Below are 16,139 nucleotides of genomic sequence, written 5' to 3'. Positions count from 1 at the left end.
TTACTCGTCCAGTTTGAAGCCGACTGCGGCGGCTGGTGCGGCGGCTTCGGGTTCAGCTGCGGCTGGTGCGTTTGCCAGATCGTCGTCATCCGTGAAGATCGCTCGCTCGGGTTCCTGATCGCCGACGATCACTTTCAGCATCTCAATTTGCGATTCCAAGCCTTCGATGTACTTGTCGCGATCGTCCAGCATATCGTCGTTCAGGGCATCGACGACTTCTTTCATCGACGTCAACCAATCTTCGACCAGCTTCTTTTTCTCGTTCGGCACGGACACAAGCAGTCCGCCTGGGTTACGCGACGGCATTCCTGCGGAACCATTTCCGGTGACGCCCAGATGCAATTGTTGCAGCACGTGGTTCAGCCGGCGTCGCGATGAGATCACTTCCGGCGGCTGTGGCTTGGCTTGGGCGGCCATCATTCCGCCTCCCATTCCGTACATCGACATCTCGTCCATGCCGCTCATGCCACCGTCCATCATCATGTCTTCCATGCTGCCCATGCTGCTGTCCATCATCATGTCTTCCATGCCTGACATTTCGTCCATCCCATCCATGCCGCCCATGCCATAGCCGCCGGCAGCCCCACGTCCGGTGTTTTCACTCGGCTTCCGCAAGAAATCGGCAGGTTTCTTAGGCTGACTGGCTGCGTTCGGAATTCGTTCCAGCGCGTTCAGTCGGTCCACTTCGCTCTCGAAAGCCCGCATGGCTCTCGCAGCCCAACTTTGCAAAACGGTATCCGGGGTGTCCACTTTTCCTTGCATCGTCGCTCCCAAATCGCCGACTCTAGCCGCCGAATGCAGGGCCAGCAGATCGGGCGTGTCGGCCTTGGTGCTGATTCCAATCAACTTGACTCCCAAAGCCTTGTCGTCAGCCGCACGTAGCGAAGTCAGGATGTCGACGGCATATCGTTGCAGGTAGGCATGCACGTCGTCGGTGCGAGTCATCGGTGGTTCGGAATCCAGCAGCGCGGTCATCGCGGCCGAGATTTCGGTTCGAGTGTCTTGGGGAATTCCTGGAAATCCGTAGCTGACCTGGCGATGGATCCCCTGCAACGCAGCAGCTCGGACTCCATCAATGTTGTTTTCATCGGTGTAAAGCTTCACCAGCGTCGGCAGTGCGGCCAGATAGGGGATAGGTGGCGTCTTGGCGGCGCTGTTGGCGGGCCGTTGATCGAGCCGACCGAGCATCAGGATTGCTGCGATCCGCCCGGGCGGGGGATAGTTCCCTTGGGCAACGCGCGAAAGACCAGCGTAGGCGTTTTGAGTGATCGTTTGAGTGACTTCGGGACGATTCGAACGGGCCGCGCGAGCGATGTAGGTGCTGACGTCGCTGACAATCTCGTTCATGTCCTTGGGCGCATCGGCCGCGGTCAATCGGGCTGGCACTAACAGCGTGAAGTAAGCCTTCACCATCCGCGTGTCGCCATTTCCCGTCGATGCGTAAGACTTGGTTTTCGATTCGACATTCTTCACCATCGCCGGATTCTGCAGCGCCTGGTGCAGAGGGAAATGTTCAAATTTGCCCTGGGCAGGCGCTTCCTGCCCGATCACGCGCGTCGAGCAGATCATCGCGGCAACGAATGCGATCAAAACCGCTAACACCATCGTTCCACGACTTCGCTCGGTCGTCGAATCCGCATCCATCGACAACACGCGTGCAACAGCCCCCCCATGATCGGGATCAGCCGACAGGGCGATCGGGCGCGAATCGTACGAACGTTTGCGATGACTCATGGGTTTTCCACCGTGAGAAGCGTGATCGGCAGCGAGTACCGGAAGAGAAGAGCGTCGAATGCAGCCTCGATGGCCGCGACCTTAGTATCCACGAAATGGGCCTCCCGCGTCAACGAAATTCGCTCCCATAGAGCCACAGCAAGGCGGAAAAGTCCGGTATTTGCGGCTGTGCCGACAAACAACACCCCCGGAAAACCAATCCGAAAGCGCTCGCCAACAACAGAATCCAAATCGAGCCTCTGCAGGTGAGGGCGAATTTCGCGTGTCGCGCAGCCAGCGAATCAAGATCCCCCCCCCTCTCTCTCCGTAGCGCAAGTCGCCAAGACTTTCGGCCTCCAACATCGATTCCCGAAAGCGTAGACCGAAAGTCTTGGCGACTTGCGCTACGGGTGTTTGCTGATAGACCGAAAGTCTTGGCGACTTGCGCTACGGGGGTTTGCTGGTTTTGGGATGGACTTTCCTGGGGGCATTCCGATTTGGTATTCCCCAGGCCACACGAACCAACAACCTGCTTTCCGCGAGTGAACCGATGCCTCCAACCGACCAGCCCGTCATGGGATCCATCGGAAACTCTGGTTCCGAGACGACGTTCGCCGGCTTGGACCTCGTTCGGGCTGCCGCTGCGATCGCGGTCGTGGCACTTCATGCCGGCGTTCCGTACCTGAAACATCCCATGCCAGGGCTCGGTTGGACCGTGCAGGACACGCCCAGCGAAGCCGTCGATTTTGCGTTCTGGTCGCTAGAACTGATCGTGATGCCACTGTTCCTGGTGATCGCCGGCTTTTTCACTTGGCGTTCGCTCGGCCGCAGCCAACCGTCGGGGGTCGTCCGATCGCGAGCCAAACGTCTGCTGATCCCGCTGCTGTTCGGAATGCTGGTCGTCTTGCCACTGGACCTGTACCTGTGGGTGCTGGGGTGGGTGACCGATGGTGCGGTCCCGATGGTGAAAATGAAGAGCCTAAAATTCGACGGATCGATTGATCGAAATCTGTGGGGACTCAGCCATCTGTGGTTCCTGCCGTATCTGTTCACCTACGTCGCGATCCTGGCTGCCGCCAAAGCAGCCTGGGATCGGTGGGGGCAGCGGACCGCCAAGTTCGGGCAGGGCATGCTGCGGCAAATCCAGCCTGGTTCACGAACCATCGATTCGATCTGTATCGCCGCCCTGGCCGGAGCCGCCAGCATCGTGCTGATCTTCCGCCCGGAAGTGGTTTGGGGGTTCCAGCACGCGTTTCTGCCCGTGGCCAGCAAATGGACCTACCACGCGATCTTCTTCGCACTGGGTGTCTCGTTGGCCTGGAACGATCCGCAACTCGACGGCCTAAAACGCTGGGCACCCCGGCTGGCCATCCCCACATTGATGATGGGATTTGCCACGATCCGTCTGGGCCAATGGCAATTGCTGGCCGTCGATCCATCACCGATTTCCGTCGATCTGTCGTCGCAGATGGTTTCGATGCAGATCGAAGGCGAATACCTGTTCCGATCCAACTTGTCCCACGCCATCACGGCAGTGATGACCGCGACCACCGCCGTCCTGGCCACGCTGGTGATCATGGGGTTGGCGATGCGACACGTTTTATCGGTCTCCACCGCCGTGAAGTACGTCGCCGCAGCATCGTTTTGGATCTATCTGGTTCACCACCCAATTTTGGGCCTGGCCCATATCGATTTGAAGTGGTTCGCCACCGGATTCAGCCCGGTGGCGAAAATGATATTCGCGGCCACCATCAGCGTGGCGTTTTCGATCGCCACCTACGAAGGACTCGTGCGACGAACCCGGCTGGGAAAGATTCTGGGGTTCCAATACTCGCTGCCTAGCGAACGATCCGACGCCGCGACGGGCCAGCAGCTTGCTGAATCGGAAATCGAAAACTCACCGACGATTCGCCGCGATGAAGATGAATCGGACGCTACGATTTCGATCCCCTGGGGACGCGGCAGCCTGAATCCTGGCACCCAAGAATCGGGGGCGATGGATCCCGACTCGACAAATTCGGACGACTCCACCGCCGCCCCGGGGCATGGTTCAGGCGTCGGTCTGCCGATCCGCCGGAGTCAGAACATTCCTCCCCGACGCGCCGCATAGCATGCGATCCGCCGCGAGTGCTTGTTGCGACCTGATGCACCGGTTTGCCTGCGGCCAGAATCGGTGCCCCTCGTTCTGCGACGAATGTTTCGTTAAAACGATGGATTAATCGTAGTTCGAAGGGTTTGGTGAGGATATTGATGGCGAAAGGTCTGTTCACGCAGGGAATGTGCGTGCTGCTGCGTCGCCCGATCGCCATTGCGACCCTGGAGGAGCGGTTGAAGGGATTCAAGTTGGTCGGTCGCCACGATTCGATCGACGACGATAGCGCCCCCCAAACGCTGGTATTCGATTACCGATCCGAAGTTGGCGGCCACCTGTTGGTCACGCCGTCGGATTCGCCCTGGCCAGACGACATGGGCGACCCCGATGAATCGCCCGAACGATTTGTGGCATGGTCTTTGGGTCAGTTCGGACCGCTGGCGTTCCCCGGTTGTCTGCGACGGGCTTCGGAACAGTGCTGGGGATGGGAAGAGGGCGAGGAAGAATCCAAGAGCCACACCGCTCACGTACGCCTGTTGATCAGTTACGTCCTTGGTGCCGAAGACCCCACCGACGAAGAAGACGATTTGCCGCTGATCCCCGACGACTATGACCCGTTGGACGAATTGAACTTCATCACCCGCGCGGTCACCACGCTGTTGGAAGACGACGACGCGATCTGCTATTTCAATCCCGGTGGCGAAGTATTGCGAGACGAAAACTCACTGCGGCGCGGCTTGAATTACGCATGGAGCCACGAAATGCCGCCGCTAGATATGTGGACGAACGTGCGATTATTTCACGCCACCGATAAGTGGACGTTGATTGACACCGTGGGCAACGCCCAACTTGATCTGCCCGACCTGGAAGCGATCTACGATTCCGAAAAGTTTGACCCCAGCGACGTCGAAGCGTTCCTGCGGACGGCATCGCTGTACATGATGCAGCATGACGAGGACGTCGAAGACGGCGATACAGCCGACGGGCCCGGCGACGTGACCTGGGCGGCCATGGAATGCCACGACGCACTGTCCGATCCACCAAGAGAAACGATCCGCTGGGTTCCCCAAGACGGATCGGTGCCTCCCGACGACCTGTTGGAACGCGGCGAAGAACCGGACTACGACGAGGATCTGTTCGGTCCCGATGACCTGCTAGGCGACGACCTGCTAGGCGATCAGGACCTCGATGACGACGACGATGATGATGAATTGGATTCGAATCTAGGCATCTGAATCGCCTCAGGGAACCCGAACCGTGCCTCAAACAACCGTCGCTGACGGCCTGCTGATTTGGTAACACGCCGGTGAGCGAGGGATTCGACGGATCCACTCGCCGACGCGCCGGGTTCTGATTGCAACGCTGCTATCTCGACAACGACTCATTCAGCAGGCCACTGACTGCGACCGCTGGTTAGAAACCGACCAGCCCGACTGATCCGCAACCATTCGCAGTAGCCGAAGAAAGACGAATTCGCTGCGGCGTCGTCTCGCGTGCCAACGGTTGACGCTAATGAGACAGAATCTTCCCTAAAACGCTCTGGCATAGGGTTTGCGTATTAGGTCTTCCAAACCGCTAATTTGCGTCCGGCGCGTGACTTTTGTGGCCAAAGCTTCTAGGTTCATGCACAGCCTTGATGCCGAGCCGTCTGGATCGAAAGTCGTCGATTCGAGCTTAGCACTGAAGACACGTCGCAAGACATTTTGATTCCCACGTATTTCCGTTGACCGGCAAACGTGACCCGCCATGGGTCGTGCGTCTGGTCCAACGGGACGAAAAAATCAATGACCCAACCCAACCTGCAGATGCCCACGCCCCATGTCACTTTCCCCCATAAAGACCGACCGCTGAAAATCACGTTGATCAGTTTGCATGGGCTGATCCGAGCCAAGGACTGCGAACTTGGACGTGACGCGGACACCGGCGGTCAAATCAAGTACGTGTTGGAACTTGCCAACGAACTTGCCCTGCAGCCAGAGATCGGCAGCGTTGAACTTCTGACGCGTCAGATCATCGACCCGAAGATCGACGACAGCTACGCCCAAGTCGAAGAACAGATATCGGAAAACGCCAAAATCATCCGCATCCCGTTTGGGCCGAAACGCTACCTCAAGAAAGAAGCACTTTGGCCCTACCTGGAAATGTTCGTCGACCAAACGCTGGTCCACTTCCGTCGCCACGGGATTCCGGACGTCATCCACGGTCACTATGCCGATGCCGGACGCGCTGGCGCCGAACTAGCTCGTTTGCTGCACGTCCCCTACGTCTTCACCGGACACTCGTTGGGCCGCGTGAAATTGCAACGTTTGTCGGTGGGTCGGAAGAGCGTCGATGGGCTGGAACGAAAGTACAAATTCACGACGCGTACCGAAGCGGAAGAGATCGCTTTGGAAACCGCGTCAATGGTCGTCACCAGCACCAACCAAGAGATCCAACAGCAGTACGAACTGTACGATCACTACCAACCCGATCGGATGGAAGTGATTCCGCCGGGCGTCGACCTAAGCCTGTTTTCGCCGCCCATCGACACGGAGTCATCGGACGACGCGTCGCCCAATCACGATTCGTCAGGCACGGGTGTTGTCGACGAAGACGAGTCTAACCAGAAGCCCGCGATCACCCGTGACATCGAACGATTTTTACAAGAACCCGACAAGCCCGTCATCCTGACGATGGCCCGTCCCGACGAACGCAAGAACCTTGAAAAACTGGTCGAGGTGTACGGTCAAAGCAAGCAGCTTCAGGAGGCTGCGAACCTGGTCATGATCATGGGCACGCGAGATGACCTGGCCGAATTGCCCAAGAGTCAGCAACAGATCATCAAGAACGTTTTCAATCTGATCGACAAGTACGACTTGTACGGCAAGGTTGCCTATCCCAAGACGCACATCCCCAGCGACGTCCCCAAACTTTACCGATGGGCGACGCGGTTGAAGGGCGTGTTCATCAATCCGGCCCTGACCGAACCGTTCGGTTTAACCCTACTGGAAGCCGGCGCCACGGGGCTGCCGATCGTCGCCACCAATGACGGTGGACCACGCGACATCATTGGGAATTGTGGGAACGGCCTGTTGATCGATCCGATGGACAGCGATGCGATCGAAAAGGCTCTGCTGCGAACTTTGACCGAACCGGATCAATGGGAAAAATGGTCCGAGGCTGGAATCAAGGGAACGCGAAAACACTATTCATGGGCCAACCATGCACGCCGTTATGTGCGGGACCTGGCCGACATCATGAAGGGTTCGGCAACCCCCGAATTGGTGCGTAGTCCGCGCGTCCGTCGCCTACCGGAATTCGACCGAATCATCATCACGGATTTGGACAACACCCTGACCGGTGACGATGAAGCGCTCGCCGAATTCAAATCGCTGATCCAAGAAAACACGCAGATTGGATTCGGGATCGCGACCGGGCGAAAGCTCGATTCGGCGATGCGGATGATCCAGGAACTGGACCTGCCTCAGCCCGATCTGATCGAAACCGATTCGGGCACTCAGTTGCACTACGGGCCCGCTTTGACGCCCGACCAAAGCTGGCGAAAACAGATCGGCTTTGCGTGGAAACCGGACGAGGTTCATGCGGTGTTGGATTCTTTGCCGGGCGTCCACGTGCAAGAGGAACGTCATCAAAGCGAGTTCAAGGTCTGTTACCAGTTGGACCAGGAGAAAGCCCCCAGTGTGGCTCATCTGAAAAAACTCCTTCGCGAAGCCGGTGTGCGAGCTAAGGTTATCTTGTCGCTGGGCGTCTACCTGGACGTGATCCCCGTCCGCGGGGGCAGCGAGCTGTCGATGCGTCATGTGCTGTGGAAATGGGGCTTTTCCCCCGAAAACGTCCTGGTCGTCGGCGATTCGGGCAACGACGAGGGGATGCTGCTTGGCCGAACGCTGGGGGTTGTCGTTGGCAACCACGGCAAGGAACTGGAAGTCCTTCGTGGCCGACCTCGCGTCTACTTTGCCGAAGGCTGCAATGCACGAGGCATCCTAGAAGGCATCAACTATTACCAATTCTTAGGCAACATCGTCATCCCGAATGATCGGAACGAATAACAACGGCTTCGCGAGCCATCAAGCCGACCAACCGATTTCGGATCTGTCATTCGAAGGCCAGCTGACGCTAGAACGTCTGCTGCCGCGTCTGGAAACCGTGTGGCAATCGGCCGATGTCTCGGCATCGGTGCGCGAAGAATTCGAATCACGCTTGCTGCAACAATGGGATAAGTTGTTTCGGTTGCTGCACGAACTGTACGGCAATCGGTACGACTTTTTCTATCACTTGGAACAGATTCTGTTGACGGCGGCCACCGCTTGGGCCGAACGTCCCGAATGCTTGCGAGAAGTCGATCGGCACCGCGTGATCGAACCGAACTGGTTCGAATCGGAACAGGTCGTCGGCGGAGCGTTGTACGTCGATCTGTTCAGCGAAAATCTGGGTCGACTGCGCGAGCACATCGGTTACTTCAAACAACTGGGGCTGACCTACCTGCACCTGATGCCACTGTTCGCTGTACGTCCAGGCAACAGCGATGGCGGGTACGCAATCAGCAATTACCGATCGGTTGATCCCCGACTGGGCACCATCGAAGACCTGCGTCTATTGGCCGACGACCTGCGCGCCGCGGGCATCACGCTGGTATTGGACTTTGTCTTCAATCACACCTCGGACGAACATCTGTGGGCCAAGAAAGCACAGTCCGGCGATCGCGAGTACCAGCAGTTCTACAACATCTTTCCTGACCGAGAGATGCCCGACCGCTACGAGGCCACGCTACGAGAAATCTTCCCGACGGTGCGGCGCGGCAATTTCACTTGGCACGACGGGATGGCCAAATGGGTTTGGACGACTTTCAATAACTTCCAATGGGATCTGAATTACCACAATCCCGCCGTCTTTCGCGCTATGTTGGAGGAGATGTTCTTCATCGCCAGCACCGGCGTCGACATGCTTCGACTTGATGCGGTCGCTTTCATTTGGAAACAACTGGGAACGAACTGCGAAAACCTTCCGCAGGCGCACACGTTGATTCAAGCCTTCAACGTGCTGGCTCGGATCGCGACCCCCGGATTGCTGTTCAAGTCCGAAGCGATCGTACACCCCGATGACGTGGTGAAGTACATCGGCGAAGACGAGTGTCAGATTTCGTACAACCCGACACTGATGGCGTTGCTATGGGAATCGCTGGCGACCCGTCAAACCCGGCTGTTATCGCAATCGTTAAGCCACCGACACCAACTGCCCGAAAACACCGCGTGGGTCAACTATCTGCGCTGCCATGACGATGTCGGCTGGACGTTTGACGACAAAGACGCATCGCAAGTCGGGATCAATGCCTATGACCATCGCCGCTTTCTAAACCATTTCTACACGGGACAGTTTGAAGGTTCCTTTGCGCGGGGAATCCCGTTCCAAGAAAACGTAGCTACGGGCGACATGCGAATCGCTGGCACGCTAGCCTCGCTTGCAGGCCTAGAACTGGCGATCGAAAATGAATCGGAACACGAGATCGAGATGGCGATTCGCCGAATCCTGTTGTTGCACAGCATCTCGCTAAGCATCGGTGGAATCCCGCTGCTGTATCTGGGCGAAGAGTGGGGGATGCTGAACGATTACGACTTTGTCAAAGACCCGGCCAAAGCTGGTGACACAAGGTGGGTTCACCGCCCGCGTATGAAATGGGAATTCTTAGAAGAGCTGGACGATCAAATGACCTCCGGCGGCACGTCGCTGCGTCTTAGAATCTTTCGTTCCCTGCAGCGTTTGATCACGGTGCGCAAGATGCTGCCCGCATTGGCCGGCCAGAAAATGGAACTGATTTCAACCGGCAACCCACATTTGCTTAGCTTTGTGCGTTCCCACGATGGCCACCGATTGACCATCCTGGCCAATTTTTCCGAAACACCCCAATCGGTATCCGGCAATAAATTGCGAACAGCTGGCTACGGAAGATTTTTCGAAGATGCGTTGGCCGGATCGACGTTCGCCACCAGCAGCGATCTGATCCTGGAACCCTATCAAGTCCTGTGGCTCAATCGCGTTTGATTCTCCGTAGAGAATGGACTGCCAACCGTACCGTTTCCCCTTGATACGACGACCAACATGGATGTCTCGCCTTTGACCGCTTCACTATCGTTGCCACGTATCCTGGCGACGGATCTGGATGGCACCTTTCTGCCGCTCGATGGCGACAGCGACAACCACCGCGACTTGCCGATCCTGAACCAGCTTTTAGCCGACCGCGACATGGACCTGGTGTTCGTCACAGGCCGACATTTGGAATCGGCTTGCGATCTCTTCCAATCCGGCAAACTGCCGCGTCCCAAATGGATCATCTGTGACGTCGGCACTTCGATCGTTTCGGTGGATGCCAACGGCGACTGTTCACCCATCGGCGGCTACGCAGATTTTCTTCGCCAGATCATCCACCCGTTGCCTATCGCAACGCTTCGCGATCACCTGTCCACGATCGACGGACTGCGTTTGCAGGAACCGTTCAAACAGGGGCCATTCAAGCTAAGTTTCTACGTCGACCAACCACAACTGCAGCGGCTGACCACCGAGGTCCAGTCCCTGTTACACAAGCGGGCTGCACCGTACACGATGATCGCCAGTGTCGATCCATTCAACGGCGATGGATTGATTGATCTATTGCCGGAAAACACGTCCAAAGCCAGCGCACTGGACTGGTGGGCCCACGCCTACAATCACGCTCGTGATTCAATCGTATTTTCGGGCGATTCGGGCAACGACTTCGCCGCCCTGACGGCCGGCTTCCGCAGCATCATCGTAGGCAACGCGGACCCATCTCTAGTGAATCGCGTCGCCGCAGTCCACGACAATCAAGGCTGGGCCGACCGCCTGTACATCGCCAAACAGAAAGCCACCAGCGGCGTCCTAGAAGGCGTCCAACGATACCTAAAGCCATAGCGGAACGCGACCCAAAGTCACCGCCCCCGCAAACACCATCGTCGTTTAACCGCGTGCCCAGCGGGCCGCGCGTTGCAACCGCACAGGCGCGCTGGGCGTTGCCCAAGCGGTGCGGGCGATCCAGCGCGCCCACCATCGTTTAACCGCGTGCCCAACGGGCCGCGCGTTGCAACCGTACAGGCGCGCTGGGCGTTGCCCAAGCGGTGCGGGCGAGCTAGCGCGCCCCCACACCATCGTTTAACCGCCTGCCCAGCGGGCCGCGCGTTTCAGCTGCACAGGCGCGCTGGGCGTTGCCCAAGCGGTTAAACGATCCAGCGCGCACACCATCGTTTAACCGCGTGCCCAGCGGGCCGCGCGTTTCACCTACACAGGCGCGCTGGGCGTTGCCCGAGCGGTTAAACGATCCAGCGCGCACACCCACCATCGTTTCACCGCGCGCCCAGCGGGCCGCGCGTTTCAACTGCACAGGCGCGCTGGGCGTTGCCCAAGCGGTTAAACGAGCTAGCGCGCCCCCACACCATCGTTTAACCGCGTGCCCAGCGGGCCGCGCGTTTCAACCGTACAGGCGCGCTGGGCGTTGCCCAAGCGGTTAAACGATCCAGCGCGCACACCCACCATCGTTTCACCGCGTGCCCAACGGGCCGCGCGTTTCACCTACACAGGCGCGCTGGGCGTTGCCCAAGCGGTTAAACGAGCTAGCGCGCCCCCACACCATCGTTTAACCGCGTGCCCAACGGGCCGCGCGTTTCAACCGCACAGGCGCGCTGGGCGTTGCCCAAGCGGTTAAACGATCCAGCGCGCACACCATCGTTTAACCGCGTGCCCAGCGGGCCGCGCGTTTCAACCGTACAGGCGCGCTGGGCGTTGCCCGAGCGGTTAAACGATCCAGCGCGCACACCCACCATCGTTTAACCGCGTGCCCAGCGGGCCGCGCGTTTTAACCGTACAGGCGCGCTGGGCGTTGCCCAAGCGGTTAAACGAGCTAGCGCGCGCCCACACCATCGTTTAACCGCGTGCCCAACGGGCCGCGCGTTTCAACCGTACAGGCGCGCTGGGCGTTGCCCGAGCGGTGCGGGCGATCCAACCTGTACGCTAGTCGTCGATGACCGCTGGCCTTGACCGCGACATCCACTGCGATACTTATGGATCGGGGGTTGCCAGTTGAACAAGCCCGATTCGGGTGTAGTAGTCGACGTCCTTTCGAATCAACGGATCGATCACGCCGTCTGCGTGGGGGCGAACCATCACACGCCCCTGATCGAGATCCACACCGATCAAATCCGCTGAAATGCGGTTGGTTGCCCCCATACACGTTTCGACCAAATCAACCACGCTGCCACTTGGGAGCTTCGCGATCTGATCCGAACCTTCGGCCGCCGCGCTCCCCTGTTCTGCGGACTCAGGCGATCTTTTTCTGGTTTGAATGGATTGATGAAGAACCTTTGGATCGACCGGCACACGATCATCCCACTGGATGCGATCACGCAAATCGCCCTCCCACCAGCTCAGCCCCTCGTCGAGCCAAGAAAACGCGACCGCTTCATCGCCCGCCATCGCTGCGGCGACCTGGAACAGACGCCGGTTGGCCTGTGGCATCTGGTCCAACACCGCGATCATCACGGCATCACCGGAACCGGAACTCATCTGGGGTGTCGTCCACACATTGTTTGTCGAGTTCATGATCAGAAACCGTTGACCGCTGGGTGAATCGGCCATCCATGCCGTGTCGCCGGAATCATCCGACGGTTTCAACGCTGTCATCCGAAACGTTTCTGCGGTAGCCGACTGCAGGGCGGCGGAAATTGAACGCTCTGAAAATTCGTGATCTTGGGGCATGAACAACCGCCCCGTTGATTCGGACATCACCGAACCCACCGTGTAGCTGTACTCATTCAAGATGGGAAGCAACTCTGGCTTAGACGCCATCCGCACCAACCATCGACGCTGCAGACTGCCCTCCATCCACTCGGCCACTACGTCGCTTGGAAACTCCGCCAACAATCGCTGCAGTTCCACCGTATCCTGGCGGGCCAGTGCGATCAGCGCCATTTCACGCGGTGGTGTGCGGTGGTCGGCAGAATCGGATTGGGGCATAGCATCCCCTGCCTGATTGACCGTCTGTTTGACCAGCTCCGATGCGGCATCGAAGTCGTCTGCTTCCAGCAAGGCCTGCAATCGCAAACGATGGATCCGTTGTGACCAGCGACTGTCCGACGATGGGTCGCCGCCCAGACCCGATGCTGCCGTTTCAAAATCACCGTTGGCAAATCGCGTTTCAGCGACACGCACACGAATTTCTGCCAATTGCTCGGCGTCGAACGAGTCCGGCACGGCCCGCCCCGACCACGCCTGGACCGATCGAGAATCCCCCCACCGCGCGGCCCTTCGCACAACCCTGGTAACCAGGTCAGCGAAGCCACCCTCATCGATCTTGACTTCGCTCGGCAGCATGCGGTGCACGACCAGACCATCCGCACGCTGCTCCAAAACACTCGGGTGCAACCCGTAGTATCCCTCCGGATCTAGATCCTGCACGGCCTCCGTCGCTTTCCCGAACCAACGATCCGCGGCCTCCATTTCACCTGATTGCGAAGCGAGTTCGGCTCGCAAACGATTTCGGAAAAATTCAATTTCTGGTCCCGATTCATCATCGCTGGAATCCAATGCCGACTGCATCGCCTCGGCGCCACCCAAACGCAATCCATGAAGCAACCGGTCTTGAATCAGGACATCGTCGGGAAACTGATCCAAGACTTCCGCCCACTGGCCCTGCGAAAGCCTTACCGATGCGATCGAACGATCGACCGCGGAAATCAGTGATTCGTCACTGTCGCCGTCGTCGTCTTCGCCATCCATGCCGTCGGCCTCGGCTTGCGATTCAACCACCGATTGTCGCCATTGACCGAACGCAGACAGATCCTCCAGCGCGGCGACGGCGTGCACGGCAGCCAGATCGGGATTCGGATCGTCACTGAACTTGGTCGTCACCGCATCGATCAACTGCCAGTGACACCATCCGCGCAGCCCGGTCAACCAGCGTTCATCTTCATCGGATGAAGATGCGGATTCGTCCCAAGCCGCGATCGCAGAGAATAGTTTCTCGGGGTCCCCATAGAAGTCCCCTTCGAAGCACCAATGAACCAGCATCGAAAACGTAGCGGTGGGATCTTCGGACTCGCGAAACAGTTCTTCGAACTGGCTGGTTTCGACCCTTGCGTCCGCGTGATCTTGGGATGCGACGCGGCGAATATCGCGATCAGTCGCCTCCGAACGAACTTGCAGAAACAACTCGGCTGCCCGGCCAAATTCCTGTTTCGACCACGCCTGGTTTGCATCGATCATGACTCGGATCCCATCGGGCATGTCGAGGTCCGTTCGGCTATCCACCGCTTGGACCAATGCGTCTGCCCAGGATCGATCGTAGGCCGCCCAATCGGCCAGTCCGGTCCAGGTTCCGCTCGTAGAATGCCGCATCGCGTCCAACAGCGCAGGAATGTCCTGCTGGCGCTGATAGCTCATCAATGAATCCACCAACGATTGGTCGCGAGGACATCCCGCCAACGCCAACACAGCCTCGTCGGCGGCCAAGTCCATCCGATCCATTTGTTGATGAACGATCGATAGCAACCAGTGACTGCGAGGGTGATTCGGCGACTGATCGAGCACCTTGTTGGCTGCCTGAAGTGCCATCTCGTCACGTCCCATGTTCAGATGGCATAGGGCCACCATCGGCCAAACACCCCAGCGTCGGTCCGGGTCGGTGATCTTCTGCAGAGATTTCAAAGCATCGCCGTACCTACCGAAATACATCCACGTGTAGGCGATTCGCAGCAACACGATCGAACGATCCTGGGGCATCGTCGGCGTCGTCTCGCAGTTTTTGACAGCCGCCAACGCCACGTCCTCGCGGCCGGCATCCCAGGCGGTTTGAGCGTCGCCCAGTTGATTGATGATCAAATCCAACCCTTCGGCCAACCGAGTCTCGCCCGCCACGTACACCGCGTACTCGTCAGACATCCGGCGACCATATTCAAGCGAAAGCCAATCATAGACCTGCCACTTCCCGTCATCGTGCACCAAGAACCATCGCTGTGAATCGGCTTGGTTTTCGTCCGAATAGAAAATCACGTCGACCGTCGCCAAGATCGGGTTGTCATCCCAGTGGATATTGACGATTCGGATGTACTGGTCCGTTTCGTCAGGCACCGGTTCGTAATCATCAAGCCAACCCTTGATCGCAAACCGATCAGCCCAGTGAAGGCTGCCAACCGTTTCAGGACTCTGCGCGATCGCGGCGATGAACATGTCACGGTGGAACGGGATCGGACCACCTTCGTTCGCCGATCGGGCCGCGTGCTGAATAAATTTTCGCACCTGCAGATCGCGATCCGAAGCAGCAGCCAGGTTCGGCAATTCCGCATCGTCGGCGGCAAAGTGTTGATCCGCTCTTTCAGCCTCCGATTGCGAGATCGATTCCAGCAACCCTTGATTGAACACTTCCGCATCCGACCCGAACGACGAAGAAACCGAGTCCTCACGAGGCGGTAAATCGGCTAGCGGCGTCGAACTGTCCCACTGTCCTGCAAAGAACCAAACGGCGGTGCCCAATCCCGCGCAAAGGCAAAAGAGGAACGCGGTGATGATTCCGCCGGTCACCCATAAACTGGTTCGCGGAACACGACCGGCAGGCTGGGATGATTCGAATCGAACAGCCGATTGTTCAGAAAAGGGATCGTGGGTCACGTGGGCGGCCAAGGCAAAAGCAAGAAAAACCAGCTGCCGATCCATTGTCCGATCGACAAAGGCGGCTGGGAGAGTGAGCCAGATTATACAGCCCCAGCGGGATGACCATAGAATCCACTGACCTCCCCCGGAATCAGCCGCGTTGCTGACTGAATGCTAATTTCGATCGCAACCAAAACGCGCCCTCCGTCAGCATCGCCAAGCCACTAAAAAACGACGCGTCTTTGTTCGTAGTACCGCCTTTAGGCGGAATCGGCGTCGGTTTCCAGAGCGGCAAATTCCGGCTGAAGAGGGCGCCCAGCTTAGCCGCGGAGCGGCGGCAGATATTTGCCGTGGGGCTTGCCCCACGGTTAGCGATGGCTAACACAATCTTGATGTTCTCGGCCGGGCCGCCTGCGGGCGGCCCGGCCGAGAAAGATCATTGGTGGGACGCCATATCCGGTGGCCAAAGGCCACCGGCATGATGCTTTCGCCTCTCCGCGGCTGTCAGAAGCTGAACGCGCTATGAAGCCGGTACTACGAACGGTGACTGGTGGATGACCGAGCGGTATGCCTTTGTTTGTAGTACCGCCTTTAGGCGGAATCGGCGTCGGTTTCCAGAGCGGCAAATTCCGGCTGAAGAGGGCGCCCAGCTTAGCCGCGGAGCGGCGGCAGATATTTGCCGTGG

Annotated in this window: 8 protein-coding genes; 5 read left to right on the top strand and 3 right to left on the bottom strand. The window is 58.3% G+C overall.

Going from position 1 to position 16,139, the window contains the following annotated elements; translation table 11 throughout:
- Together K227x_RS12480 and K227x_RS12475 are read right to left on the bottom strand one after the other, a co-directional pair.
- Window positions 1-1,734, bottom strand: a complete 1,734-nt coding sequence (locus K227x_RS12480; RefSeq protein ID WP_145169857.1) for a hypothetical protein — start codon at window positions 1,732-1,734, stop codon at window positions 1-3.
- The gene (locus K227x_RS12475; protein WP_145169855.1) at window positions 1,731-1,964 is read right to left on the bottom strand and encodes a hypothetical protein; all 234 of its coding nucleotides are present in this window, start codon (window positions 1,962-1,964) and stop codon (window positions 1,731-1,733) included. Before K227x_RS12475 ends, K227x_RS12480 begins: the two co-directional genes overlap by 4 nt.
- A gap of 299 nt (window positions 1,965-2,263) precedes the next feature.
- Here K227x_RS12475 and K227x_RS12470 point away from each other — a divergent pair, with 299 nt between their 5' ends.
- The 5 genes from K227x_RS12470 (at window position 2,264) to K227x_RS12450 (ending at window position 10,729) form a co-directional block, all read left to right on the top strand.
- Entirely contained in the window at window positions 2,264-3,823 is a 1,560-nt protein-coding gene (locus K227x_RS12470; protein ID WP_145169853.1) for an acyltransferase family protein, read from the top strand.
- 140 nt (window positions 3,824-3,963) lie between these two features.
- Window positions 3,964-5,040 carry a DUF4261 domain-containing protein gene (locus tag K227x_RS12465; protein ID WP_145169852.1) on the top strand — a complete coding sequence of 359 codons (1,077 nt, stop codon included), beginning with the start codon at window positions 3,964-3,966 and terminating at the stop codon, window positions 5,038-5,040.
- 570 nt (window positions 5,041-5,610) lie between these two features.
- A complete protein-coding gene (locus tag K227x_RS12460) occupies window positions 5,611-7,854 on the top strand; it encodes an HAD-IIB family hydrolase (RefSeq protein WP_145177798.1) in 2,244 nt (747 codons plus the stop codon).
- Complete coding sequence (locus K227x_RS12455; protein WP_145169850.1) at window positions 7,838-9,844, top strand: alpha-amylase family glycosyl hydrolase; 2,007 nt, start codon at window positions 7,838-7,840, stop codon at window positions 9,842-9,844. The genes K227x_RS12460 and K227x_RS12455 overlap by 17 nt, the downstream gene beginning before the upstream one ends.
- Before the next feature lie 57 nt (window positions 9,845-9,901).
- Window positions 9,902-10,729, top strand: coding sequence for an HAD-IIB family hydrolase (locus K227x_RS12450; protein ID WP_145169848.1), 828 nt, complete (start codon window positions 9,902-9,904; stop codon window positions 10,727-10,729).
- Window positions 10,730-11,869: 1,140 nt separating this feature from the next.
- On the opposite strand, the gene K227x_RS12445 is transcribed toward K227x_RS12450, so the two are convergent.
- Window positions 11,870-15,472 (bottom strand): tetratricopeptide repeat protein, encoded by a 3,603-nt coding sequence (locus K227x_RS12445; RefSeq protein WP_145169846.1) that lies wholly within the window; start codon window positions 15,470-15,472, stop codon window positions 11,870-11,872.
- Window positions 15,473-16,139 lie beyond the last annotated feature (667 nt).

The organism is Rubripirellula lacrimiformis (assembly GCF_007741535.1).
GTDB lineage: Bacteria > Planctomycetota > Planctomycetia > Pirellulales > Pirellulaceae > Rubripirellula > Rubripirellula lacrimiformis.
Note: the sequence above shows the minus strand (reverse complement) of the source record. Positions and strands in the feature narration are given on the sequence as shown.